The sequence below is a fragment of the Pseudoalteromonas sp. UCD-33C genome (genome assembly GCF_001306895.1).
Classification (GTDB): Bacteria; Pseudomonadota; Gammaproteobacteria; order Enterobacterales; family Alteromonadaceae; genus Pseudoalteromonas.
This window is the reverse complement of sequence record NZ_LJTB01000005.1, coordinates 53,071-78,903: the sequence shown is the minus strand read 5'-3', so window position 1 is coordinate 78,903 and position 25,833 is coordinate 53,071. Positions and strand designations below refer to the sequence as shown.

Sequence of the window (25,833 nt, the reverse complement as noted above, 5' to 3'; positions counted from 1 at the left end):
GTTTTATTTCTCTTGTTGGTCGATAGTGATATTTCGGCCGCTTAAGTAACCAAATAAAGCACACAACAGGCTAGATGCAATACACAGCCAAAGTGCTCCTGCCCAGTTATTAAAATAACTATGTAAGGCGCCCGCAATAATAGGACCTGTTGCAGCCAATAAATACCCGATACATTGCGCCATACCCGATAACGCCGCAGCTTGCATTGAGTCATGAGTGCGCAGGCTTACAAATGATAAGCCCAATATAAAACAGGCACCTGAGCAAAAACCTAAGGTGACTGACCAAAGCATCGCAAAGCTAGGCGCAACTAATAATCCAACAGAACAAAGCGCGCCAAGTAATGCCAAGCTTAGGGTTAAGATGCGTTGATCTTTTAATTTGGCAAGTAGTGGAATAAGCACAATACCTGGTAGCGCTGAGGCTACTTGAAAGGCGCCTTGCAAAGCACCCGCGTGCTGCGCACTGTGGCCGCCTTCTATTAAAATGCTGGGTAGCCAACCTAGCATGATATAAGTGAAAAATGAGTTAAAGCCGAGCAATAACGTAATTTGCCAAGCAAGTGCAGAGTGCCAAATTTTGCTTTGTGTACTGTTTGAAACGGATGCCTGTTTTGGCATGGTATGTTGCTTAAGTTGTGGTAACCACACCACAATAGCTAGCAAAACCAATAAGGCATAACTGGCAAGCGCTAATTGCCAACCAAGGTCTTTATACTCAGCCAGCGGAATGATGAGTGCTGAATAGCTGCCACCAAATATTCCCATTGCCAAAACATAACTAGACGTCATTACTGCCACTTTGTGTGGAAAGTCTCGTTTTATCAGGCTTGGCAATAACACATTACCAATCGCGATACCGACACCAATCACTGCAGTGCCAATAAATAATACGGTGGCAGAATCAATAACACGAGAGACAACCCCTATGCCTATTAATACAAGGGCAATGAAAAGTGATACTTCAAGGCCACATTTTTTAGCAAGGCTTGCTGCCATAGGTGAAGCAATAGCAAATGCAATTAAAGGTAAAGTCGTCAACATGCCTGCTTGTGATGCATTTAACTTAAATTGATCAATGATCTGTTCAAGTACTGGAGCAATACCAGTGATAGGGGCTCGCAAACTGGCTGCAATAAGAAAAATGCCCAGCACTAAAAGAAGGTTACGAATTAGATTTTGAGAAGATGACACGCTGTTTAGGAACTATAGCAATAGGTACATTTATCATACCAAAACACTAAACAGCGTGGGTGAACTATGAGATAGCTCACCAAATAATGCGGTTATTTAAAACTGATAACTTGCTGATAACATGGCGTTGCGCGGTCTACCCGGAAAGTAGCGATCGCCACTAAATGTTGTGTAGTCAGCGCGCTCTGCATAACGTTCGTCGGTTAAATTGTTTATACGTGCAGTCACAGTAAAGTTAGCTGATAGCTGCCACGCCGCTCTTAAGTTTACTAATGAGTGACCTTCGTAGCTATGCTGGTTTTCAGGATCAGTAAAGTAGCTGCTGGTGGTATGTAGCTCAAGCCCAACACGCGTGATGTCGTTTGCTTGCCAAAGTAGTTGTAAGTTAGCGATGTTACGCGGTGCAGTATCAATGAGATTACCATTGATATTAACCCCGCTGAGTAATTGGTCATAACTGTATGTATGCTTGGCGTGGCTCGCGGCTAACTGCATCGATAAGCTTGGCGTAATGGCATAGGCTAACTCAAGCTCAATACCACGATGCTGGGTTTGGCCATCATTGACGTAATAAAAATCACTGTCGCGGAAAATCGTGTTCTTTTTGTTCATTGCATAAATACTAACTACATAATGCAGTTGTGCTTGTTGGCCTTTTAAACCAAGCTCTAGGTTTTTAGCTGTTTCAGATTTCAGATCTGCGACATTTTGTTCGCGTTGTAACTGATAAAGCTCTGCCGCTTGCGGTGCTCGATAACCTTCTGAAGCATTGGCGTAGATAAACTGGTTTTCAGCATATTGATAGCTTAAACCAAGCTTAGGCGAAAAGTTAGTAAAGCGATTTTCGCCGCTTTCGGGTCGAGAATAGCGACATCCGCCCATTGCGCATGCTGTACCATCTTCTTTTGTGCGGCCAGCCAACATATGGTTGTTGTAGTCATAGCGCATACGCTCGTATCGGCCACCAAGGCTGATAAGTAACTCATCAAGTTGCCAATCAAGGTTCACAAATGGTGCTAATAGGGTGCTAGTTACTTGATAGTCGTAATGTTTTCCTTGAGGCACGGTGGCAACTAAAAACGCTGAGCCTTGAGTGGGGCTGTCTTGATATTGTAAAAAGTCAGCATCTGTAAGCTCACCATCAAAGCCAACAGTTAACAGGCTAGAACCCGTTAACTTATGCTGCCAGCTTGATTGTAGGCCAACACCTTGCTGAGCATTTTCTTCAAGGGGAGTACCCGGTAAAAAATGCTTAAAGAAGGTCATGTTTTGGTCGCGGATATAAGGCGTTAGGGAAAAGCTGTTAGCCTCATCTTGTGTCCAATTTAGCTTTGACCAAACACGCAAAGATCGGGCTTTACGAAATGCATCAGGATCAAAATTAGACTGAGCTATTTGCTCATCCTTATAGCTTTCAAAGCCTTCGATGTAACCAGCCGTTTGTTGATCTAAATGGGTGTAAGTCAGGCCTGTATTTACACTTAGTTTTTCGCCATCAAAACGGTGACGCAGTGATAGCTTTTCTTGATCAACACTTTCGTCATCACGATAACCCGTATCTCGGGTGATCGTGGCATTAATGCCTAAACCTTGCTGGCCAAAGTCACGGCCCGTACCAAGTTTGTAGCGAGTGTAGCCAAACGAGCCGTAATCAAAACCAAGTTGGTTGTGGTCATAGGTTGTATCTGGCGTGATCACGTTGACTACACCATGCACTGCATTTGAACCATAAAGGGCAGAGCCCGGGCCTTTCAGTACTTCGATACGTTCAGCCATTTCAGTGTGAGCTTCGAATAACTCATTGATGTTGCAAAAACCAGCTGCGCGAAGTGGAATACCATCTTCAGCAGTAAGTAAGCCACCGCAGGCACCTGCGCCAGAAAGTACAGGTGAACGTAAAGCGGGTAAATACTCCTGGCCATTACCGTGTTGAAGATTAGCACCGGCCACTTGCTTAAGGGCTTGTTCAATATGGGTAGGAGCGATAAGCGCCAGTTGCTTTTGTGAAATACTGCTGACCACAACAGGCAAAGGATCTGCCAACACTTCGCTGCGCGAGGCGGTCGTTGTAATATGTTCTAGCTCATTATTAGCGAAAGCTTGATGGTTAAACAATGAGGTGCTCACAAGCACTGAGAGTATCGACAACTTCATGAAAACCCTTTGGTTAGGTACAACAAAAACCAAAGGGTAACTGTTTTTTAGGATGGGTAAAAGCTTTCGCGATTAATAACTTTGTCTGTTATGCGCTACGGCGATGTACGGCAAAACCAGCCAGTGCTGCAACTAACCAGAACAAGCTACTGCCGCTACTGCCGTTTCTGTGCGTGACATTAGCTACTTTTTCTTCTTTAACGCGGGTTTTAAATTGCGCCAATTCAGTATCTAGATTTGTGATCATGTCATCAACAGCGCCATTAAAGCTTGCCAGCGATTGCTCTTTAGCGACTTCATCGATGCCAATCGCTGTGCTGCGTTGCTCTGCTTTATGTATACCAGGAGCGCGAAACAGCATTTTTCGGCTTTTTACATCAAATACGGCGGTATCTACAAAGGTTTGTACTGAGTTTTCATTGCCCGGAATCACATATAAACCAACAATCGTTAGATATAAAAAAGCGGCGTTATTTTCTAAGCTTTGCGACACTTGGTCGTACGAAACAAGGGCCATAATATCCACATCATATAATCGTGATACTTGCTCTAATGCGGTAAATCCTTCGCCGCCTTTTAAATAAGTACTTGGGATCACTTCAATGCGGTCAATATAGTCATATTGCATAAACTGCTTTTTAACTTTGTTCAGCAGTGCTACTTCGTCACCGTGGTGTAAGCCATCATTGTACTTGTTGGGTATAAAGGCAATCCCTACAGTGGCTGGTAAGTTCAAGGTTGGGATCGTTGCTTGATGGGCTGCTCTATCTTGTTGGTCTGGGTAAAGGTACTCAACCAATGAACTTGATTGCGTTTTTTGATTGCCATATTGGCTCATCATGGCACTACAGCCCGTTAGTGCAGTAATGCTAATGACCAAACACCATTTTAGTACATTCATAAATTATCCTTATTATGTTGTGAAGAAGCGTTTGTTTATGTTGCAAATATAACGACAAACGATGTAAACGGAGCTGTAACTCAGACTCGGTTTTTCGTAAATAGTGCCAAAGTAGTTTAAAGAAATGTAAAGATTGGCTTTCTAATGTATTGATATGTAAATAGTTACGTTTTTAAATTGTAACCCTTCATCTATGATTCAGGCTAAAACGTTAGGCTTTTTACCAAGAGCAAACGTTAAGGGTCTCTATTATGAATAAATTAATTACTATCTCAGTTGCCGTTTTAGGTTTGAGTTTGATACCTATGGAAGCAAACGCGAAACATGATCGTGACCATGATAGATACGAACAAAAACACGAACGCAAAAAGCACAAAAAACACCACAAGCATAAAAAACATCACAAGCATCACCATCATGACAGATATGATCGTTACGATAGATACGACCATTACAGCTACCGTGATTTACCACCCGGTTTATACAAAAAAGTAGGGCATGGTGGTGGCTTACCACCAGGTTGGTATAAGCGTTATCATCATGGTGATATTCTTGACCGAGATATATATCGTCATGGGCGAGTGATTAAACGTCGCGACCGAAATGGTATTATTGCCATCGAAATCGACGACCGCCTTATTCATCTAGTACACGATACGCGAGAGATTCTATCAATCGTTACTCGCCATCGTTAATTCTGTCAAAAGCCGCTTAGCGGCTTTTTTTAGCTGTTTCATACCCAGTTCAGAAAAACTTGCTACGCTTAACTAGGACTAACAAAAGGAGCACTCGTATGAAAGCATTGTTAACAGTTGCAGTGATTGGTTTAAGCCTAGTGACGGCTGGCGCACTTGCAAAAGACAAGGATAAGGACAAAGGTAAAAGTCTGCCACCTGGCCTTGAAAAGAAGCTTGATAATGGTGGTGATTTACCACCCGGTTGGCAGAAGAAATTACGCAAAGGCGATATTCTTGACCGTGATATTTACCGCCGCGGTAAAGTGATTAAATCACGAGACAGAGATGGTCTAATTTCAATTCAAGTAGACGATACTGTCGTGCGTTTAGTGGAAGATACCCGAGAAATTATTTCTATTTTGAGTCGCTAATTTTGCTTGAATCGATCATGACTTATGGATTGAGTTCACTATTGGCCATGCTGCTAGTGGTCTCAATCTTGCCATTTTCATATTCCCAACATTATTTAATTCGCAGTTGTGACTTTGTACGCTTGCAAGTGGTTTACCTTGCTTGTGCGAGTTTAATTGCTGCAAGCTATTTAATCAGTCGTACGGGATCAATGCTTTATATTGGTTGTGCTCTGGCGAGTATCATCGTGCTGCTTTTACAAGTTGGCTGGATTTATCCTTACACAAGACTAGCTAATAAGGAAGTTGCCTCAAGCAATAAAAGCGATAAGCACAGTATTCGTATTATGTCGGCAAATGTACTGATGTCGAACACCGAATATGCCAAACTAATTGGCTTAGTCAAAACGCACCAACCTGATTTCCTCATTACGTTAGAGTCTGATCAAACTTGGCAAAATAAACTGAGCAGTTTAGAAAAAGAGTACCCATATCGTGTCTACTGCCCAAAAGATAATCGTTATGGCATGCACTTGTACAGCAAGTTTAAAATTAAACAACAGCAAGTTTGTGAGCTTATAGAAAGCGACATCCCCTCAATTCATATTTTGTTTGAAGATGCAGATGGCGTAGAAGTACAAGGGCACTTTATTCATCCTGCTCCCCCGAGCCCCACAGAAGAAGACAGCTCACGACCCCGTGATACTGAGCTGATAATTTTAGCTAAAGCACTTAAAAACAGACAGCGACCTTGTATTGTTGCCGGTGATCTAAATGATGTTGCTTGGTCGCGGAGTACCCGCTTGTTCATGCGTATTAGTGGTTTGTTAGACCCACGCAAAGGTCGCGGCTTTTTTAATACGTTTCATGCCAGTTATTTCTTTATGCGCTGGCCGCTTGATCACCTTTTTCATAGTAATGAGTTTAGCGTTAAGCGTATTGAGCGTTTGGCAAAATATGGCTCAGACCATTTTGCACTACTTACTGAACTTGTTTATAACCCCGATTCTGACAATCAAAAACAACAAGAGCAGATTGATAAAGAAAAAGCAGTGGATGAGTTAAAAATGCCAGCAGCGTCTAAGCAGCAAGTGCCAATGTTTAACAAGTGATAACCTTATTCAGGGCGGACAATTAGATATAAGAAAGGGCTCTAATGAGCCCTTTCTTTGTGGTTAGTCGTTGACCATAATGGTTTTGATATTAACAAATTCACGTAGCCCAAAGCCGCCGTGTTCACGACCATAGCCACTGTCTTTTACACCACCAAATGGTAAGTTCGGTTGCGCAAGGCCATAACCATTAATATTCACCATACCGGTATCAAAATGATGCTTTGCAAGCTCAATAGCTGCTTGTTCGTCTTTTGAGAAAATACCGCCACCAAGACCATAGCGAGAGTCATTAGCAATTTGCATTGCCTCATCATTATCTTTTGCCCTGATAAGCGATGCTACAGGTCCAAATAATTCATCATCATAGGCGGGCATGCCCGGTTTAATGTTTTCAAGTAGAGTCGGGGTGTAATAAAAGCCTGTGTGCTCAGCAACTTTACCGCCAGTAACAATGCTCGCACCTGCATTGACTGAATCAGTCACTTGCTGATGAAGTTTATCGCGCAAATCTTTACGGGCCATTGGACCGAGCGTGGTTTTTTCATCATTCGGGTCACCAAGAACAACTTGTTCAAATTGATCTTTAATTAAGGCTTTAAAATCATCGTATAAAGCATCAACCACAATAAAGCGTTTTGCGGCAACACAGGTTTGCCCGTTATTGATCAAACGCCCTTGTGTACATGCGGTAATCGCCGTATTTAAGTCAGCATCATCAAGTACAACATAGGCATCGTTACTACCAAGCTCAAGTACCGTTTTCTTAACCTGTTTACCTGCAAGCTCAGCAACTTTTTTGCCTGTTTCGTCGCTACCAGTAAATGTCACACCTCGAATAGCTGAGTGCTCAATCAGTTTGCTTGCGGTTTTTCCGTCAATCAGTAAGTTTTTAAAGCAATAGTCATCAAAGCCTGCTTGAGTAAATAACTGCTCAATTTTTTCAGCCATGCCAAATACATTACCAGCATGTTTTAGCACTGTAGTATTGCCCGCCATGATATTCGCGCAAGCGTAGCGAATGACTTGATAAAGCGGGAAGTTCCAAGGTTGGATACCTAAAACGACACCGATTGGTTGGTAGCTAATAATTGCACGGCCGTCTTGCATATCTCGTTTTTCATCAGCAAGCACTTTTGGCCCTTGTTCTGCGGTATAGCGACAAATTGCAGCGCATAATTCAACTTCTTGTAGGCCTTGCTGATATAACTTGCCCATTTCATCGGTCATCAATTGCGCTAATTCTTGTTGATTAGACTCAATCACTTGTGCAAGTTGATTGAGTAATTTAGCGCGCTGTTCATGGGATGTTGTGCGCCACTTTAAAAAAGCTTGATGACATTGGTCAACTTCACTCTGTGCTTGTTGCAATGATAATAAATTATACGTATTTAAGGTTTGCTCATTGGCTGGATTGATTGTAGTAACAGTATCAGTCATCATTATCTCCTTACAAAATTGTAGGAAAAGGTTTGCAAGGCTAATACCTAATTTTCGATATCCTAGCTATCTGATTTAATTGACTTTTATTTTAACTTAATATTAGCTAGGCACTCTTTTTCTGTAAAAACTGCAACAGGCTGCAAAACTTACAAGGAATACGTAATGATAAATTCTGTGTTAAATACCGAGCTTGCGATTATTCAAGCGCCGATGGCAGGTGTGCAAAATGCCAAACTGACAGTGGCTGTGTGTGAAGCAGGGGGGCTTGGCTCGTTACCTTGCGCTATGCTATCGGCTGAGCAACTTGTCTCAGAGCTTGATTACATTAGTCAGCATACGGATAAGCCGTACAATCTTAATTTCTTTTGTCATCAAACACCTGACTATACACTGGCTCAGCAAACTGCTTGGCATAATGTGCTTGAGCCTTATTTTGATGAGTTTGCTGTCGATGCCTCACAATTTACCCGTAACGCTTCACGCCAGCCAATTAATCAACAAGTGATCGATATTATCGCGCCTTATAAGCCCGCTGTTGTGAGTTTTCATTTTGGTCTGCCCAGTAAAGAGATTGTTTCTCAGATTAAAGCGTGGGGCGGGGCTGTTCTTTCATCAGCCACAACGCTTGACGAAGCGCGCTGGTTACAAGCAAATGGTGCCGATGCGGTTATTGCACAAGGGATTGAAGCTGGTGGTCACCGAGGTCATTTTTTATCGATGGATTTATCGCTGCAACCAACCACAGCGCAATTAGTGCGAGAATGTGTAGAGCTTGAAATACCGGTTATTGCAGCAGGTGGAATTTGCTCAGCTGAAGATGTAGCTCAGTACCAAGCATTAGGTGTATCTGCTGTGCAGGTGGGGAGCGCTTATTTACTTTGCGAAGAAGCGACAACAAGTGCTTTACATCGTGAAGTATTAAAAACGGCTAAGCCAGACTCAACAGAATTGACAACCTTATTCTCTGGTCGCCCAGCACGAGGAATACGCAACAGAGTGATGCAAGAGTTAGGGGCGATGCCAGAGCAAGCGCCGCCCTTTCCATATGCATCGATTGCGATGACGGCATTACGTGCAAAAGCAGAGACTAAAGGCGACAGTGGTTTTTCTCCGCTTTGGTGTGGTGAGCGCTTTGTGGTTCGAGAAGGGGTTAACGCCCAGCAAATTACTGAATTACTAATGCAAGGTTGGCAATCTTGACAGATACCCAGTTACTTCCGCTCGGTGATAGTTATCATCAGCTAGCCGGTGAATTTCGTAACAAACTTGCAGGGCAATGCGCTATAAAGCGGTACGCTAAAGGTGATGTTTTATTGCAGCAAGGCGACGAACAAGATGCAGGTTACTTAATTATATCTGGGGTGCTTGGGGCATTTCATGCATCCTCGCAGGGTACGCAAAAGTGTAAAGAGTTTTACTTTCAAGATGAATTTGCACTGCTTTATGGTAACTGGTTAATTAAAACCCCAGCGCTTTATCAGCTAAAAGTAATACGTGATGCTGAGCTTATTAAGGTGCCTTTGGCTTTACTTGATAGTGCCGACTGGCAAGCAATAAAACATCAGTTAATTAGTCAGCAATTATTGTTTAAAGAAGCAAAAGAAGCGTTTTTATTACTCAATACCCCTGAGCAGCGTTACCAATATTTACTAGAACAAAAGCCGCATTGGCTTGAACAACTGAGTTTAAACGAAGTTGCTATGTATTTAGGGATCTCTGCGATTTCTTTATCGCGAATTAGACGGCGTCTTAACTTAAGTTAAGGCGCAGCAAAATAGTGAACATTACACTGCTGGTTTTTCAGGAGTCGTTATGTTTATTTTATCTCAGTGCTTAGTTGCCATTGCCACATTACTCGATTTGGCTTCATTTCAGTTTAAACAAAGGCAGGCAATTTTAGCTTGTTTGTTTAGCTCGGTTCTACTGACATCTGTGCACTTTATGCTGCTCGATAACTTCAGTGCAGCGAGCTTAATGCTGATTGCAGCACTACGTTATGGCTATTGTATTTTTGCCCGCAAAACCTGGGTGATGATAGCTTTTATGCTTTTGAGTATTAGCGCAGTACTATTTACTTGGCAAAGCTGGGTTAGCTTTATCGCGCTGTCGGCAACGTTACTGCAAACTTATGCTTCATTCCAAGGCAAAGATTTTACCTTACGCATACTGATGATTGTTGGCACGATTGGTTGGATAGCCCATAACACTTTGGTTTTTTCACCACTAGCAGTGGTAATGGAAACGGTATTTTTAATAAGTAATTTAGTGGGCTTATGGCGTTTTTATGCTCACCCTAAGCCCGCTTAAATTTGATTTAAGACTTACCTAGCATGCGACTAAGCATGCCATCTTTGTCAACAAACTGGTGTTTAAGTGCTGCGGCAATGTGTAAGGCTAAAATCACCACGATAATAAGCACTGAACTGTGATGCACAAAGCTGCCTGCATCAGCAAGCCAAGGTGTTTTCTCTGGTGCGCTCAATAGCTCAAACTCAAAGAAGCTAATTGCACGACCACCCGCATAGCTCATGATAAAACCAGATAACGGCATAGCTAGAGTTGCAAGTAATAATAAGCCATGAGTGAGGTGAGCAATCGCTGTTTGCCATTTAGGCATTGCAGATGTCGCGGGTAATGCACCTTCTTTAATACGCCAAATAAGCCTTGCAATGGCAAAAACTAATACCACTAAGCCCATTGATTTATGCCAACCCATATAAGTAAATTTAGCGGGTGGCTCGGCAAAATCAGCAACATAAATGCCCATCGCGAATACGCCGATAAACAAAATGGCAACGGTCCAATGTAAAAGGATGGTTGGTTTTGAAAGGGGGGCTACCTTACTCATGGTTTACTCTCATAATTGGCTTTAACTATAAGTATAGACTGCCACAATATCTGATGGTTGCGTAAAGTAATGTAAAATAACTTAAAGAGTGTCAGCAATGAGCTTTAATAAAAAGGTCTCGCGCTGAATCGATAGTCCCTGTTTATCACTCATTGTCATAGTGGTTTCGTTGTGTGCGATGGCATCAAAAATATTCACCCACTTAGGGTGCATGCCATTTTGCACTTCGTAATGCTCCATTTTAGGATCTGCAAATTCATCGCTAATTTCACAGAAGTAGCAATAGGATTTGATATGAACACAATCAAAGTCGTCTTTATACCAAGGCCTAACTTCTTCGTATAATCCTAATGGTTGCTTTATTTTAATTTGTAGTGCACCTGTTTCTTCATGTAACTCTCGTAGAAGCCCTTGCTCAATGCTTTCGCCTTCATCAACGCCACCACCAGGTAGGCTGTAGTCATCATAACGGGCGGTGTATAAAAGTAGTATTTGTTCACCTTTTAAAACAATGGCGCGGGCAGTGTGACGAATGAACACCGTTCCATAGTCATTACTTAAACTTGGGTGAATTACTTTTCTTAATAACTTCATAGGATTACAACTTTAAATTAATGCAAGTACAGCTTAGCTTAATATTGAACGTGCCATAATAACCTTTTTTTCGCATTTAATTCATTATGCTTACCCCAAATTGAAACTAATAAGGTAATATAACTGGAATTAAGAACTATTTAGGTATCTAACGTTTAGTTTTATTTTCGAAAAAACTTTGCGTAGAATGGTAGAAAAAGCTTAGGAAATTAATATGTTGAACGTACTTTTAGTTGATGATGACAGTGAATTTAGCGATGTAGTTTGTCATATAGTTGAGTTCCTAGGGCACAATATAAATACCGCAGCGAACCTTGCTGAAGCTGAGCAATGGTTTGAAAACAACACGTTTGATCATGTCTTTTTAGATTTTATGTTGCCAGATGGCAGCGGCCTTCATTTACTAGAGCACTTAAAAGCTATCGGTCAATCGCCTCGTGTTACGTTAATTTCAGGTCACCCTTCAGTAAAAGGTAAGTTGGCTGAAATGTGTGAGCCAAATGTCGGCCACCTAGTTAAGCCACTGCAACGTGAAGATATTGAGCGTGTACTTAACCCTAAAAAAGCAGCCCCTAAGAAAAAAGCAACGCCAGCGATTAAACGCCACTTCGGCACTCTAATAGGTGAATCTGAGGTGATGCAAAAGCTTTACACTATGATTGAACGTGTTGCAGCCACTTCTGCCAATGTAATGTTGATGGGTGAAAGTGGTGCCGGTAAAGAAGTGGTGGCGCAGGCGATACACAATGCGACTGAGTGTGATGGTCCGTTAGTGGCAACCAACTGTGGTGCATTTTCAAAAGAGCTGATTGGTAGCGAGCTTTTTGGTCATGAAAAGGGCGCGTTTACAGGGGCTATTGCGCGTAAGGAGGGTGTGTTTGAACAAGCTGCTGGTGGTACTCTGTTTTTAGATGAAGTAACTGAAATGCCAATTGATATGCAGCCAAACTTACTACGCGTGCTTGAAAGCAAAAAAGTAACCCGAGTGGGTGGCACAAAAGAGCAAGCAGTAAATTGCCGTGTTATTTCTGCAACCAACCGCACCTTGACCGATCTTGCGCAAAACAATGTTATCCGTGAAGATATTTACTTTCGTTTAGCGGTATTCCCCATTGATATTCCACCGCTTCGTGAGCGTAAAGAAGATATTCCACTGCTTGCAAGTGCCTTTTTAGAGCAACTCAATGAAGAAAACGGCACTGATTTTAAATGGCAAGCGGCGCAAATCAAAGAGCTTGAGGCCCATGATTGGCCGGGTAACGTACGTGAACTTCGTCACGCTATTCACCGCGCCTTTATTATGAGTGACCCTAAAGGCACAGCTATTACTTTACCTGAATCGCTAGAGTCGCCATTTTCTAAAGTGAATAAAGAGAGCCAAGCAAACCAAGTTGTTGCAGGGCAAACCATTGAAGAAGTTGAAAAAGAATTGATCCACGCTACTTTAGATAAAGTACAAGGTAATAAGACGATTGCAGCACAAATGCTGGGGATCAGTACGAAAACACTTTATAACCGTTTAAATGCTTATGGAGGCATTGGCGAATACAAATAAAAGGATAGCTATGAATAATAACGAGTCTTTACGAAAAATGGTACACGATGCCCGTGCGCCGCTGAACCGTATCTCAATGAATGCAGAGTTAGTTAAGCTCGTATTAGAAAATGATATGCCAAAACAAAAAGCATTAGAGGCATTAAATAAAATAATAGCTAATTGTCAGCAGTGTAGTGAGCACTTACAAGAAATAAGTGACACTCACGCTGCAGATTAAGCACTCATAGATTAGGAAGCAAATGCAAAAACAAAAAGGAAAGATAGCGGTCAATTGGGCAGGCTTTATAGCTGTGGTGCTCTGTATCGTGGTGGCTAATGCGTTTTTAGCTCTTAATAGCATTCGCTCACTCACCGAAACACAAAGTAGTCTTGATAACACCAATTCGCTCAACACCGCGATTGAGCGTTTGCACTTATCTGTGGTGCAAGCTGAGTCAGGTCAGCGTGGTTATTTACTTAGTGACCGAGAAGATTATTTACTGCCTTACAATGATGCAATCGCTTCAATGCAGGCGCAGATCATGCTTGTGAAAAGTTTGCACTCAGAAATTGAAGGGCAAGCAGACCGCATTGCTCGTTTAATACATTTGGTAAACGACAAAGTGGCGGTAATGACCAAAACAACTGATCTGGCACTTGCGAATAAAGATGTTAAGGCTCGCCGCTTGTTACTAACAGACCAAGGTCGCGATCTATATAAAGATATTCGTACAGCAGTTGATGAAATACAAATGCGAGAGCTTAACTTTAAGATAGAGCAGTTTGCAAAGCTCTCGCAAATCAAAAACGAAGCGAAGATTACATTTGCTATTACGGCTGTGACCAGTACCTTATTGATTATAGGTATGTTTGTATTAACACGTATCAACTTACGCAACCAAGCTAAATACAGAGCTGAGCTTGAAAATCAAAACGAGAATCTAGCGGCAAAAGTTGCAGAACGTACGCAAGAGCTAACTATCTATTCTGATGAGCTAAGCCGCTCAAACAGAGAGCTTGAAGACTTTGCTTTTGTTGCAAGTCATGATTTACAAGAGCCACTGCGTAAGATCCAAGCCTTCAGTGACCGCCTTGAAAAAATGTTCAAAGATGAACTAGGTGAAAAAGGCATCGACTATATTAGCCGGATGAAAAATGCGGCTCAGCGTATGTCTAATTTAATCAATGACCTGCTTGAGTTCTCACGCGTAACCACCCGTGGTAAAGATTTTACTGATACTGATTTAAATGAAGTTGTTGCAGAAGTTCTTGATGATCTTGAAATTGCGATAAAAGAATCTGAAACTACGGTTAATCTTGATACTTTACCGCATATTCAAGCCGATCCAAGCCAAATGCTGCAATTGTTCTTAAATATTCTTTCAAATGCGGTGAAGTTTAGACGTGAGAATGTTGCGCCTGTGATTGATATTATATACCAGCGAACGTCAGAATTTAGCGAAGCTCACAATAGTGATGTGGAGTGGGAAGTTATTACCATTTCAGATAACGGCATCGGCTTTTCTGAAGAGTATCTTGAAAAAATATTTGTTCCGTTTCAGCGACTGCATGGTCGTTCTCAATATAAAGGCACAGGCATAGGTTTATCAGTTTGTCGTCGTATTGTTGAGCGTCATGGCGGAGAAATAACCGCAAGCAGTCGCGTTGGTGAGGGTGCAAGCTTCACCCTTAAACTACCCGTGGAAGCATCGCTTTTCACATTACAAGGAGAGGCGTAATGCCACTTAATAAAGTTAAACCAATTACCATTTTAATGGCTGATGACGACGAAGATGATCGTTTATTAACCCAAGATGCATTGGCCGAAAGCCGTGTATTGAACGAGCTGTTTTTTGTTGAAGACGGTGTAGAGTTGCTTGAATACCTTGAGCGTAAAGGCAAATTTAGTGAAAAAGAAAACTCGCCTCGTCCGGGCTTGATTTTACTCGATTTAAATATGCCGCGTATGGATGGCCGAGAAGCATTACAAGCCATCAAAGCCAACCCTAACTTAAAGGGTATTCCAGTAGTGATTTTAACCACATCAAAACAAGAAGAAGATATGGTTAAAGGCTACGACTTGGGCGCTGCATCATACATCACTAAACCGGTTACTTTTGAAGGTTTAGTTGAGTTAATGCAAACACTAGGGAAATACTGGGTAGAGTTTGTAGAGCTACCACCCTCACAGAACGATTAAGTCCAATTCGCATAAATACTTAATTAAGCTAATTGGAATAAGGAATAAGAATGTTAGACAAGGTAACCCGATTACTCTTAGTAGAAGACGACGAAGACGATTATATTCTTACTTGCGACTACCTAGACCAATTAGGTTCCCATACATTCGATGTTGAGTGGTTAAGTTGCCCTGAAGAGGCCATTAGTGAGCTTAGCGAAAACAAACATGATATTTGTTTGTTAGATTATCGCTTAGGCGCATCAGATGGCCTCGAAGTACTAAAACGGGCTGTGGCAAATGGCTTTCGCGGCCCGATTATCATGCTTACCGGGCAATCAGATGAAGCTCTCGATTCTGCAGCGCTCGATGCCGGTGCGGTTGATTATCTGGTTAAAAGCGAGATGAACTCTAGCCGCTTTGCCCGTGCTATACGCTACGCTTTAGCTCGCCGAGATGTTGAAGATGAGCGTGTTGAACGCTTAAAAGCAGAAGCTGAAAACCGATCTAAAGACCGCTTTTTGGCCCATTTGAGTCATGAGTTACGTACACCTCTGTCTTCTATCTTGGGTTACACTGAGTTACTCATGCAAAGTGATAAAAATCAGCATGCTCAAAATGAGTTGGGTGTGATCTACCGAAATGGTAAACACTTACTGAGTTTACTAAATGATGTGCTCGACCTATCAAAGATTGCTGCCGATAAACTGGAGCTCAATTGCAGTGATGTTAACTTAGATAGCCTAATGGCTGACGTCTATACCTTAATGCGCGTTTCTGCGCTTGATAAAGGCTTAACTCTTAAGTTTGAGTCGCAGCAAGCTCTGCCTTTAGTTATAAACACAGACGCTACACGGTTACGCCAAATCCTCATTAACATCATCAACAACGCAATCAAGTTTACCAACCAAGGCGAGATCACAGTGCGAGCTTGGACTGCTTGGGTTAATGAACGAGAAATGCTGTTTTTTAGTATTAAAGACACAGGCCTTGGTATTCCAGCTGAAAAACAAGCACTGATTTTTAAACCATTTGAACAAATTGCCGATGTAGAATCACGAGATGTCGGTGGAGCAGGACTGGGCCTTGCTATTTGTTCAGAGTTACTTAGTCGTATGCAAGGCTCTATTGAACTTGAATCAACGCAAGGGGTGGGCTCTGAATTTACCCTTTCGATTTACCCTGGCAATATTCGAGATATTGAACGCCAAGTGCTGCGCTTTGATTCAAACCCCGATTGCCAGCAAAAACTAGCAACGTTAAAAACCACAGGGCGAGTATTAGTGGTCGACGACCTAAAAGATTTACGTAATCTCGTTGGTCATATGATCACCAGTACTGGCGCAGAAGTGGATTATGCCGAGCACGGTAAACAAGCAATTGAAAAAGTAGCTAATGCAGAGCAAGCGGGTAAGCCTTTTGATATTGTATTTATTGATTTGCATATGCCGGTTATGGGGGGCAAAGAAGCCACTATTGAGCTTCGTAAAATGGGTTATCAAGGACCAATCATCGCGCTTACAGCTGCCACCATGAAAGGGGTGAAAACTGAGTTAAGTGCGCTTGGCTTTAACGATATGATTGCAAAACCGGTTGATTCTGGGTTGCTTTACCAAGTGCTCAATCATTACATTTGCGAAGGCAATACAGAACCAGTAGTTGAGCAAGACGACAGCCCTGAAGTGACCTTACAGAGTACACGCTATTTATTGGTTGAGGACGACAGTGATGCTGCGCAAATCACTCAGTTATTGCTTGAAAGCTTAGGTGTTGAAACTGTTATAGCGCCAAGTTGTGCTGCATGTCTTGCGACCCTGAGTGAAGATCAAAACTTTGCTAAAGTGTTACTCGATATGCATTTGCCGGATGGTGAAGGGCTTGATTTAGCCCATGAGATAAAACAGCGCCACCCTGACTTAAATCTAGTCATTGTTAGTGGCGCAGAGCCAGAGCCAGAAAAAATTGAACAACTTGAGATTGAACAAGTGTTATTAAAGCCGATTAACCTTGGCTTGTTATCTGAGCTGATTGGCGGCTAATTGAATGTCTAACTATCAGCTCTGGTTCAAATAGCGTTTGTAGTGGTGGGGTTTGTTTTTGATAAACATGATTTAACACCCAATCTGCTGCCATGCGACCCATCTCATCTATTGGGTAATTAACGGTGCTCAATTGTGGGTAAACGTGACGGGTGAAAAATACGTTATCGTAACCCATAATCGACAATTGCTTAGGTAAAGTTAACCCTAAATCCCGCGCGCTAGCCATGGCGCCTACAGCCATTTCATCATTGGCACAGATGAGCGCTGTGAATGGATGCGTTTGTTGATGAAGTGCTTTTAAACCTTCGTAACCACTCGCTTCCATGAAGTCACCTTGGAATAATAGGTTTTCATCAAACTCAAGATTAAACTCAGCAAGGGCCTGTTTATGTCCTTCTAGACGGTCTTTGGCATCTTGTTTCCAAAGCGGCCCGCTGATGTAGGCAATATTTTTATGACCTTGCTCTAACACATGCTTCGCCGCTAAATAGCCACCTTTAATGTTGTTAAGCAAAATACAGCGGTCACTGAGTTCGCTGATATAGCGGTTGATCAAAACAAACGGCGTCCGACCTTTACTGAGTTTTATAAGGTAGTCGTCGCTGACCGCTTCAACATGCAAAATAAGGCCATCGCAGTTACGGCTAATTAAAAATTCAATCCCTTGTTTTTCGCGTTCTTCATCACTGTGACCCGCAGCAATAATCAGATGTTTGCCTTGGTTACGAAAGGTATTTTCAATGCCGCTCATCATAGGCCCGTAAAACGGACCCTGTAATTCAGAGACCAGTAGGCCAACACTGTTCGAGCAATTTGATGCCAATGACTGAGCAATTGAGTTAGGTCGATAGCCAAGTTCATCCATTGCGGCAGTGACTTTTTTACGTGTTGCATCACTGACATTTGCATTGTTGTTCATTACTCGTGAAACGGTTGCAAGAGAAACACCTGCAAGTTTCGACACCTCGTAAATGGTGGCCATGTTATTCCTTTTTAAACAAAATTATGGATGCTGCTTTGACGATAAATCGGCACTGATCTGCTCAACCGTTTGGTTATCCAGAATATACCTTTTCATTATGAAAGCGACAAGCATACTACCTATTGCTGGGTAAAGGGTAAACGAAATTAAGATACCTGAAAGCGTGTGTTCACTGAGTTCGGTATTAGCTTCATAGCCATAAAATGCCAGTAACCAACCTGCAATGGCACCGCCAAGGGCAAGACCAAGCTTAATAAAAAAGACCACGCTTGCGTAGACTAGGCCTGTTAGCCTTTCACCGGTTTTCCATTGCCCGTAATCTATGGTGTCGGCCATTTTTGCCCACAGTAGCGGGGTTGCCATTTGCGTGAAGAAACACCATAAAAAATACACCGCAAAGGCAAGTATCAGCTGTTCGCCCGGCAACCAAAATGCCACGCAACTAATAGCTGCAGAGATATATTGTAAACGAATATAGGCGGTTTTCTTATCAACACGTTTGCTGAGTGGGTTTGCACAGGCACAGCCCAAAATATTACCTATCATGCCGATGGTAACAAAGTAGGTGACTAGCTCTGCTTCACCAAGTACATATTTTACATAGTAAATGGCAAGGGTAGTGCGTAGTACCATACTGGTTAACAACATAAATGCTGCAAAGCACAACACTTTAAATGGACCATTTTGCCATAGTGTGTTCATGCGGGTTTTCCAGCTCAACGATGAGCTGTTATGCGCCGCTACGCGCTCTTTGGTAAAGCGAAAACAAATTAAGAATAAGATCACACCTAAGCCGCTCATCAGGGCCATCGTGAGTTGGTAGCCCGTAGCGTTATCACCTTTGCCAAGCCAGTTTACCAAAGGTAAAGTACAGGCACTGACAATTAAGCCGCCCAGCATACCAAACACAAATCGATAAGATTGAATGGATACTCGCTCTTTCGGGTCGCCACTTAATACCCCACCTAACGCTGAGTAAGGAATATTAATCGCGGTGTAAACTAGCATCAGCAAAGTGTAAGTGACAAAGGCGTAAATGACTTTGCCTGACTCTGGTAGGTCTGGTGTGCTGAAGGTGATCATGCTGATCACCCCAAATGGTATAGCAAGCCAAAGCAAATAGGGGCGATAGCTTCCCCACTTAGTGCGGGTTGAATCAGTTAAAGCTCCCATTAATGGGTCGGTAATTGCGTCAACGATTCTCACCACCAAAAACAAGGTGCCAACAATCGCGGGTGAAATACCAAAAATATCAGTATAGAAAAAAGTTAAAAATAACATCACCGTTTGAAAGATGATATTACTTGCTGTATCGCCTAATCCGTAGGCTATTTTTTCTCTTTTTGTCAGCATGTGTGTTCTCGATTGTTGTTATTTTTATCGCTGTTTGAGCAGCGCGCGATATTGTTTTGCGCTTTCTTTTAAAATGCGTTGTTGGCTTTGATAGTCAATATAAACTAACCCAAAGCGCTTTTCGTAGCCATACGCCCATTCAAAGTTGTCCATTAAGCTCCACGCAAAGTAGCCTTGAATATCGACGCCTTGGCGAATTGCATCACATACCGCATTTAAGTGAGTGTGAAAATAATCTACTCGTTCTATATCGTTCACTTCACCATTTTCTAACGTATCGGCCATGGCTGCGCCATTTTCGGTAATATACATTTTTGGTAAATCATATTGCTGATGAAGTGATACCAAAAGCTCAGTTAAACCTTGTGGGTAAACTTCCCAGCCCATATCGGTGACGCGAACATCCGTAAGGTTTGCTTCTTCAAACCAGCCATCAGCGGTATTTTTGTAGTGTATGCGGGTATAATAGTTAACGCCAATAAAGTCGACAGCTTGACTAATAATCACCATATCGCCAGCAATTATAATTGGTTTAACTTCATCTGCTAAATCATCCAGTAACGATGGGTAAGCACCTTCTAAAACCGCTTTGATATACCATTGATTATGGTATTGATCAGCAAGCTCTGCGGCTTTTTTATCATCGGCGGTTAAAGGATAAGTTGGACTGAAGTTTAATACGATACCCGCTTCTGTGTCTGGGCAGTTTTTACGTAATACTTGCATAGCAAGGCCGTGGGCAAGTAATAAGTGGTGCGCTGCTTGTCGGCCAGCTTGTTGTGATTTTATGCCAGGTGCATGTACACCCACCTCATAACCTAAATAGGCACTACAAAATGGTTCGTTCAAGGTGGCGAATGAATCAACCAAATGGCCTAAATGTTGAGTAACAAGCTCGGTATATTCTTTGAATTTATAGGCCGTATCGCGGTTTAACCAACCGCCATTATCTTCAAGGTATTGAGGTAAATCCCAGTGATATAAGGTGACGTAGGTCTTAATATTACGTGCTTTTAACGCCGATAATAGCTGAGCGTAAAATGCCATACCTTGCTCGTTAACCGAGCCATCTTGCTGCATGACTCTCGGCCACGAAATAGATAAGCGGTAAGCATCGACAGCCAAATCTGCAATCATCTCGATATCTTGTTGCCAGCGTGCAACATGATCACAAGCTACATCGCCATGGCTGTTATCTGCAATGGTGCCAGGCTTTTCGCAAAATGTATCCCAGATGCAATCGAGGCGCTTATCGCGTGCCCCTTCAATCTGGAATGAGGCTGTTGCCACACCGAACGTGAACTCGGGCTTGAGTAAAGATGAATCTGGTAACAGTGAAATTGATTTATACACAGTTGATACTCGTCCTTCGGGTTAGGTGTAAGGCTTGGCTAATTAGAGCTTAGACTCAACTGTAAGCGCTTACAATTTTTCTGCAAATAAATTGCTAAATATGATTTATATGTTATAAATGTAAGCGCTTACATTTAATGTTGCAACATATTTCGCTATTTGTTGTTAGTGATTAAGTACCAAACGTTGCTGTAACAAACTGATAAATATAATTAACTAGAGAAGAAAAATTATGGCTCATGTTTCAACCCCTGTGTCGGCTGCTGCAAGCCAAGCAGATATGCCTAAGCAGCACTTTGCGCTGGCATCATTGACCACATTATTTTTTATGTGGGGATTCATCACCTGTCTGAATGACATTTTAATCCCTTATTTAAAAGGTATGTTTTCACTTAACTATACGCAGGCTATGCTTATTCAATTTTGCTTCTTTGGTGCGTATTTTGTGATGTCGATCCCCGCTGGTAAGTTGGTCAGTCGTATTGGCTACCAATTTGGTATTGTGGTTGGCTTAGTGGTTGCAGCCATTGGTTGCGCGCTGTTTTACCCAGCTGCTGTTGCTCATGTGTATGAGTTATTTTTACTGGCTTTGTTTGTACTTGCCTCGGGTATCACGATTTTGCAAGTATCTGCTAACCCTTATGTAAGTGTTCTTGGTCCACAAAAAACAGCGTCTTCGCGTTTGACTATGACGCAGGCTTTTAATTCTTTAGGAACAACAGTCGCGCCAATTTTTGGTGGTTGGTTAATTCTATCTGAAATTAGCCAAGCTACAGCAGAGGAAGTGAAACTCCCTTATTTAATGTTGTCGTTAACCTTACTTGTGCTTGCCGTTATCTTTGCGTTTTTAAAATTGCCAAAATTAGGTAAAGAAAGTGATAGCGAAGCCGCACACCAAGATTTAGAAGACTTTGTTGATTTAGGCAGTGTTTGGCGCTATCGCCACCTGATTCTAGGTGCTGTTGGTATTTTTGTGTATGTAGGCGCAGAGGTGGCAATTGGTAGCTTTTTAGTCGGCTTTTTGACCCTAGATAACATTGCGGGTTTACCAGAAAACGAAGCCGCTCATTATATTAGCTACTATTTTGCAGGAGCCATGGTTGGTCGTTTTATTGGCGCAGTGGTAATGCAAAAATTTAATGCAGGTAAGGTGTTAGCATGTCATGGCTTATTGGCTGTTTTACTGGTTGTGATTGCTATGACTGGAGAGGGCAGCCTGGCTATGTGGGCAATTCTGCTTGTGGGTTTATGTAACTCGATTATGTTCCCAACCATTTTCAGCCTTGCTTTACACGGCCTTGGTAAGTACACATCAAAAGGTTCTGGTATTTTATGTTTAGCGATTGTAGGTGGTGCAATTATTCCATTACTACAAGGTGTGTTAGCCGATTCTATTGGCGTACAAATGGCGTTATTCTTACCTATCGCCTGTTATTTATATATTACTTACTTTGCGCTGGTTGGCTCAAAAGTATCGACTCAGACTCAGCAATCTTCATAGGTGTAAAAATGAAATTGAAAAAAACATTCACACTCTTCTCGTTAATGATGGCAGGCGCCAGCATGACAGCTTGCACTGGGCAAGATAAGGTGACCAACGTGAACGCTGAGCAAGAAATTTGGCCAAACATTGAAACGGGTATTGCTGCAAATCCAGAGATGGAAGCAAAAATTGCAAACATGCTGGCAAATATGACCCTTGAGCAAAAGATTGCGCAAATGATCCAGCCAGAAATCCGCGATATTACTGTTGAAGATATGCGTAAATACGGCTTTGGTTCTTACCTCAATGGCGGTGGCGCATTCCCTAATAATGATAAACATGCTAGTGCTGCAGATTGGATTGATCTTGCTGAAAAAATGTATCAAGCCTCAATTGATGACTCGCTCGATGGTAGCTCAATTCCGACTATGTGGGGCACCGATGCCGTGCATGGTCACAATAATGTTATTGGTGCGACACTATTCCCTCATAACATTGGTTTAGGTGCAACAAACAACCCTGAGTTAATCGAAAAAATTGCCGCCGCTACTGCGCAAGAAGTGATGGTAACAGGCATCGATTGGGTATTCGCGCCTACGGTTGCGGTTGTTCGTGACGACCGTTGGGGCCGTACTTATGAAGGTTATTCTGAAGATCCTGAAATTGTGAAAGCATATTCGGCAGCCATTGTTAAAGGATTGCAAGGTGCAGTTGATGACGACTTTTTATCAGATAAGCGCGTGATAAGTACCGTTAAGCACTTTTTAGGTGATGGCGGCACAGAAGGCGGTGATGACCAAGGTAATAACACAGCATCTGAGCAAGAGTTATTTGATATTCATGCGCAAGGTTATGTAGGCGGCTTAGGTGCTGGAGCACAAACTGTAATGGCGTCATTTAACAGCTGGAACGGTGAAAAAATTCATGGCAGCAAATATCTTCTTACCGACGTACTAAAAGGCAAAATGGGCTTTGATGGTTTTGTTGTTGGTGACTGGAACGGCCATGGTCAAATTCCGGGTTGTACTAATGGCAACTGCGCACAAGCAGCAAATGCCGGTCTTGATGTGTACATGGTGCCAACAGATGCATGGAAACCTCTTTATGAAAATCTTATCAAGCAAGTTAAAAGTGGCGAAATTGCTCAAAGCCGCATCGATGATGCAGTAACACGTATCTTACGTGTAAAAATGCGCGCAGGTTTGTTTGATAAGCCAAGCCCCGCTAAGCGTCCGCTGTCAGGTAAAACGGAGATCATTGGTAGTGCAGAACATCGCGCAGTTGCAAAACAGGCAGTCCGTGAATCACTGGTTCTTCTGAAAAATAAACAACAGTTGTTACCGCTATCAGCAAATTCAAACGTATTAGTTGCCGGTCAAGGTGCTGATAACATTGGTATGCAGTCAGGTGGTTGGACAATCACTTGGCAGGGTACAGGCAACGAAAATAGCGATTTCCCTGGTGGCTCTTCAATTTTTGATGGTATCAAAAATACCGTTGAGCAAGCCGGTGGTCAGGTTCAATACAATGTGAATGGCGAATTTGAAACTAAGCCAGATGTAGCGATTGTGGTGTTCGGTGAGCAGCCTTATGCAGAAGGTAATGGTGATTTAGATAACCTTGAATACCAACGCGGTAATAAAACTGATTTAGCCCTGCTTAAAAAGCTAAAAGATGCTGATATTCCTGTGGTGTCACTATTTATTAGTGGTCGCCCAATGTGGGTGAATGCAGAGCTGAATGCCAGTGATGCGTTTGTCGCAACTTGGTTACCAGGCAGTGAAGGTGATGCAATCAGCGATGTTATTTTTAAAAAGCAAGATGGTTCTATCAATCATGACTTTAAAGGTAAGTTATCGTTCTCATGGCCAAATAACCCTATAGGTAACCAAAACCGTGGTGATAAAGATTACGCGCCACTATTACCTTATGGCTTTGGTTTAACTTACCAAGATAAAAATACATTAGCAGATGACTTAAGCGAAAAATCACAAGTTGCCTCTAAATTAGAAGATTTAGTACTATTTGAGCGTGCCGTAAAAGCACCGTGGTCACTGCAACTACAAAGTGGTTCTGAGCAACAAGCCATGACTAGTAGCCGTGCAGCACTTAATGCTGTTAGCGTAAAAACCTTTGATAAAGACGTACAAGAAGATGCGCGAGCAATCAGCTTTAATGGTAAAGAAGCGGCTGCGGTTCGTTTAATGGCGGCGTTCCCATCGGATTTACGTTCATACGTTGAAAAAGCGGGTCAACTTCAAATGCAAATTAAGGTAGACCAAGCTGCTGATGCGCCGCTAATGCTGGGTATGCAATGTGGTGAAAACTGTGACGGCCAATTTGATATTAGCAAACAGCTTAAAGCAGCAAATGATTGGAAAACGCTAACCGTGGATTTGAGCTGCTTTGCAGAGCAAGGTGTGCAGCTTGGGCAAGTATTCTCGCCTTGGCAATTAGCCACTGAAGGTGCATGGCAAGTATCAATTTCTAAACTATCAGTAACGAGCGGGCACACAGAGGACGCAACAGTCTCATGTCAGTAAAATCGTCTGCTGTTATTTTGCTAACAGGTGCGCTTAGTGCCTGTCAGCAAACCCCAGCGCCTGTCAAAGCCAGCCAAGGAGAAGGCTGGCAGTTAGTTTGGCAAGACGAATTTTCGCAAAATGATCTCGACCTAACTAAGTGGCAACACGAAGTAAATTGTCGAGGTGGCGGTAATGATGAGCTGCAATGCTATACCGCGCGTAGCGAAAACAGTTTTGTTAAAGATGGCATATTGCATATTGTTGCTCGTCAAGAGCAATACACTGGGCCATTGCATAATAGCGATGAAGTGAGTAGCGATGCTGAGCGAGAAAAACAAGCGACTCAGCCGTTCACTTCTGCACGTTTACGCACTAAAAACTTAGCTGATTGGCGATACGGGCGTTTTGAAATTCGCGCTAAATTACCAGCAGGGCAAGGTGCGTGGCCAGCAATTTGGATGTTACCGACTGATTGGCGTTATGGTCGCTGGGCGTCATCAGGCGAAATAGACATCATGGAAGCAGTTAATTTAAAGACTCTCACTGATGACAAAACAGCGCCAACTGGCAGCCTTGAAACGCGCGTACACGGCACCTTGCATTACGGTGGTCCTGCCCCCAAAAATGTTTACAGCGGTACGCCGTACCGTTTCAGCGAAGCTAATAACCCGGCTGATAACTTTCATGTTTATGCCCTTGAATGGCAGCAAGATGAAATTCGTTGGTATGTTGATGATGTTCACTATGCGACATTTCGCCACGACCAGTGGTATTCAACATCACAACAACAAGACGGCTCGTTTATAGAAAATACCGGCTTTGCTCCGTTTGATCAGCGTTTTCATTTACTTCTTAACTTTGCTGTAGGCGGAAACTGGCCAGCAAATGTGAATGATAAAGGCGTTGATTTTGCAGGTTATCCTAAGCAAATGCTGGTGGATTACGTACGTGTTTTTCAATGTAGTAAAAATAGTGAAACAGGAATCGGCTGTGCAACAACACAGCCATCAGCAGTACAAATAAAGGGTAAGACCAATCCGCAATAG

General features: G+C 42.5%; 23 protein-coding genes. 14 read left to right on the top strand and 9 right to left on the bottom strand.

Annotation, left to right across the window (positions count from 1 at the left end; translation table 11 throughout):
• Nucleotides 1–3 precede the first annotated feature (3 nt).
• The 3 genes from AOG26_RS11965 to rhlP form a co-directional block, all read right to left on the bottom strand.
• The gene (locus AOG26_RS11965) at nt 4–1,194 is read right to left on the bottom strand and encodes an MFS transporter (RefSeq protein WP_054562708.1); all 1,191 of its coding nucleotides are present in this window, start codon (nt 1,192–1,194) and stop codon (nt 4–6) included.
• Nucleotides 1,195–1,290: 96 nt separating this feature from the next.
• Nucleotides 1,291–3,348, bottom strand: a complete 2,058-nt coding sequence (locus tag AOG26_RS11960) for a TonB-dependent receptor (RefSeq protein ID WP_054562707.1) — start codon at nt 3,346–3,348, stop codon at nt 1,291–1,293.
• Nucleotides 3,349–3,436: 88 nt separating this feature from the next.
• Nucleotides 3,437–4,249 (bottom strand): rhombotarget lipoprotein, encoded by an 813-nt coding sequence (gene rhlP / locus AOG26_RS11955; RefSeq protein WP_054562706.1) that lies wholly within the window; start codon nt 4,247–4,249, stop codon nt 3,437–3,439.
• A 251-nt stretch (nt 4,250–4,500) separates the two neighbouring features.
• Between rhlP and AOG26_RS11950 the strand changes: the two genes are divergently transcribed.
• The 3 genes from AOG26_RS11950 to AOG26_RS11940 all read left to right on the top strand — a co-directional run bounded on the left by AOG26_RS11950 (nt 4,501) and on the right by AOG26_RS11940 (nt 6,448).
• Nucleotides 4,501–4,944 (top strand): hypothetical protein, encoded by a 444-nt coding sequence (locus AOG26_RS11950; RefSeq protein ID WP_054562705.1) that lies wholly within the window; start codon nt 4,501–4,503, stop codon nt 4,942–4,944.
• Between the two features lie 98 nt (nt 4,945–5,042).
• Nucleotides 5,043–5,357 (top strand): hypothetical protein, encoded by a 315-nt coding sequence (locus AOG26_RS11945; protein WP_054562704.1) that lies wholly within the window; start codon nt 5,043–5,045, stop codon nt 5,355–5,357.
• A 17-nt stretch (nt 5,358–5,374) separates the two neighbouring features.
• Nucleotides 5,375–6,448, top strand: coding sequence for an endonuclease/exonuclease/phosphatase family protein (locus tag AOG26_RS11940; RefSeq protein ID WP_082401630.1), 1,074 nt, complete (start codon nt 5,375–5,377; stop codon nt 6,446–6,448).
• A gap of 63 nt (nt 6,449–6,511) precedes the next feature.
• Here the strand turns inward: AOG26_RS11940 and AOG26_RS11935 are convergent, their stop codons facing one another.
• On the bottom strand, nt 6,512–7,888 hold the full coding sequence (locus AOG26_RS11935; RefSeq protein WP_054562702.1) for an NAD-dependent succinate-semialdehyde dehydrogenase: 1,377 nt from the start codon (nt 7,886–7,888) through the stop codon (nt 6,512–6,514).
• Nucleotides 7,889–8,053: 165 nt separating this feature from the next.
• Between AOG26_RS11935 and AOG26_RS11930 the strand changes: the two genes are divergently transcribed.
• From AOG26_RS11930 to AOG26_RS11920, 3 genes are read left to right on the top strand one after another with little or no spacing between them, the layout of a single operon-like run.
• Nucleotides 8,054–9,091: an NAD(P)H-dependent flavin oxidoreductase gene (locus AOG26_RS11930; protein WP_054562701.1), complete on the top strand. Its 1,038-nt coding sequence runs from the start codon at nt 8,054–8,056 to the stop codon at nt 9,089–9,091.
• Nucleotides 9,088–9,654: a Crp/Fnr family transcriptional regulator gene (locus tag AOG26_RS11925; protein ID WP_054562700.1), complete on the top strand. Its 567-nt coding sequence runs from the start codon at nt 9,088–9,090 to the stop codon at nt 9,652–9,654. Before AOG26_RS11930 ends, AOG26_RS11925 begins: the two co-directional genes overlap by 4 nt.
• 49 nt (nt 9,655–9,703) lie before the next feature.
• A complete protein-coding gene (locus tag AOG26_RS11920) occupies nt 9,704–10,198 on the top strand; it encodes a YgjV family protein (RefSeq protein WP_054562699.1) in 495 nt (164 codons plus the stop codon).
• A 7-nt stretch (nt 10,199–10,205) separates the two neighbouring features.
• On the opposite strand, the gene AOG26_RS11915 is transcribed toward AOG26_RS11920, so the two are convergent.
• Nucleotides 10,206–10,739: a cytochrome b gene (locus AOG26_RS11915; protein ID WP_054562698.1), complete on the bottom strand. Its 534-nt coding sequence runs from the start codon at nt 10,737–10,739 to the stop codon at nt 10,206–10,208.
• 81 nt (nt 10,740–10,820) lie between these two features.
• Entirely contained in the window at nt 10,821–11,333 is a 513-nt protein-coding gene (locus AOG26_RS11910; protein WP_054562697.1) for an NUDIX hydrolase, read from the bottom strand.
• Between the two features lie 214 nt (nt 11,334–11,547).
• Here AOG26_RS11910 and AOG26_RS11905 point away from each other — a divergent pair, with 214 nt between their 5' ends.
• Genes AOG26_RS11905 through AOG26_RS11885 form a run of 5 tightly spaced genes read left to right on the top strand, consistent with a single transcriptional unit; the run spans nt 11,548 to nt 17,088 of the window.
• Nucleotides 11,548–12,888 carry a sigma-54-dependent transcriptional regulator gene (locus AOG26_RS11905; RefSeq protein WP_054562696.1) on the top strand — a complete coding sequence of 447 codons (1,341 nt, stop codon included), beginning with the start codon at nt 11,548–11,550 and terminating at the stop codon, nt 12,886–12,888.
• Between the two features lie 10 nt (nt 12,889–12,898).
• Nucleotides 12,899–13,108 (top strand): histidine kinase, encoded by a 210-nt coding sequence (locus tag AOG26_RS11900; protein ID WP_054562695.1) that lies wholly within the window; start codon nt 12,899–12,901, stop codon nt 13,106–13,108.
• Nucleotides 13,109–13,130: 22 nt separating this feature from the next.
• On the top strand, nt 13,131–14,609 hold the full coding sequence (locus AOG26_RS11895) for a sensor histidine kinase (RefSeq protein ID WP_054562694.1): 1,479 nt from the start codon (nt 13,131–13,133) through the stop codon (nt 14,607–14,609).
• Nucleotides 14,609–15,070: a response regulator gene (locus AOG26_RS11890; protein WP_054562693.1), complete on the top strand. Its 462-nt coding sequence runs from the start codon at nt 14,609–14,611 to the stop codon at nt 15,068–15,070. Before AOG26_RS11895 ends, AOG26_RS11890 begins: the two co-directional genes overlap by 1 nt.
• Nucleotides 15,071–15,120: 50 nt before the next feature.
• On the top strand, nt 15,121–17,088 hold the full coding sequence (locus AOG26_RS11885; protein ID WP_054562692.1) for a response regulator: 1,968 nt from the start codon (nt 15,121–15,123) through the stop codon (nt 17,086–17,088).
• On the opposite strand, the gene AOG26_RS11880 is transcribed toward AOG26_RS11885, so the two are convergent.
• Genes AOG26_RS11880 through AOG26_RS11870 form a run of 3 tightly spaced genes read right to left on the bottom strand, consistent with a single transcriptional unit; the run spans nt 17,051 to nt 20,779 of the window.
• Nucleotides 17,051–18,073: a LacI family DNA-binding transcriptional regulator gene (locus tag AOG26_RS11880; RefSeq protein WP_054562691.1), complete on the bottom strand. Its 1,023-nt coding sequence runs from the start codon at nt 18,071–18,073 to the stop codon at nt 17,051–17,053. The two genes, AOG26_RS11885 and AOG26_RS11880, sit on opposite strands and share 38 nt — an antisense overlap.
• Before the next feature lie 21 nt (nt 18,074–18,094).
• A complete protein-coding gene (locus AOG26_RS11875; protein WP_054562690.1) occupies nt 18,095–19,426 on the bottom strand; it encodes a glycoside-pentoside-hexuronide (GPH):cation symporter in 1,332 nt (443 codons plus the stop codon).
• Between the two features lie 24 nt (nt 19,427–19,450).
• Complete coding sequence (locus tag AOG26_RS11870) at nt 19,451–20,779, bottom strand: GH1 family beta-glucosidase (RefSeq protein ID WP_054562689.1); 1,329 nt, start codon at nt 20,777–20,779, stop codon at nt 19,451–19,453.
• Between the two features lie 232 nt (nt 20,780–21,011).
• Between AOG26_RS11870 and AOG26_RS11865 the strand changes: the two genes are divergently transcribed.
• Genes AOG26_RS11865 through AOG26_RS11855 form a run of 3 tightly spaced genes read left to right on the top strand, consistent with a single transcriptional unit; the run spans nt 21,012 to nt 25,833 of the window.
• The gene (locus tag AOG26_RS11865; protein WP_054562688.1) at nt 21,012–22,280 is read left to right on the top strand and encodes a sugar MFS transporter; all 1,269 of its coding nucleotides are present in this window, start codon (nt 21,012–21,014) and stop codon (nt 22,278–22,280) included.
• A gap of 47 nt (nt 22,281–22,327) precedes the next feature.
• On the top strand, nt 22,328–24,805 hold the full coding sequence (locus AOG26_RS11860; RefSeq protein ID WP_408003016.1) for a glycoside hydrolase family 3 protein: 2,478 nt from the start codon (nt 22,328–22,330) through the stop codon (nt 24,803–24,805).
• Complete coding sequence (locus AOG26_RS11855) at nt 24,796–25,833, top strand: glycoside hydrolase family 16 protein (protein ID WP_054562686.1); 1,038 nt, start codon at nt 24,796–24,798, stop codon at nt 25,831–25,833. The genes AOG26_RS11860 and AOG26_RS11855 overlap by 10 nt, the downstream gene beginning before the upstream one ends.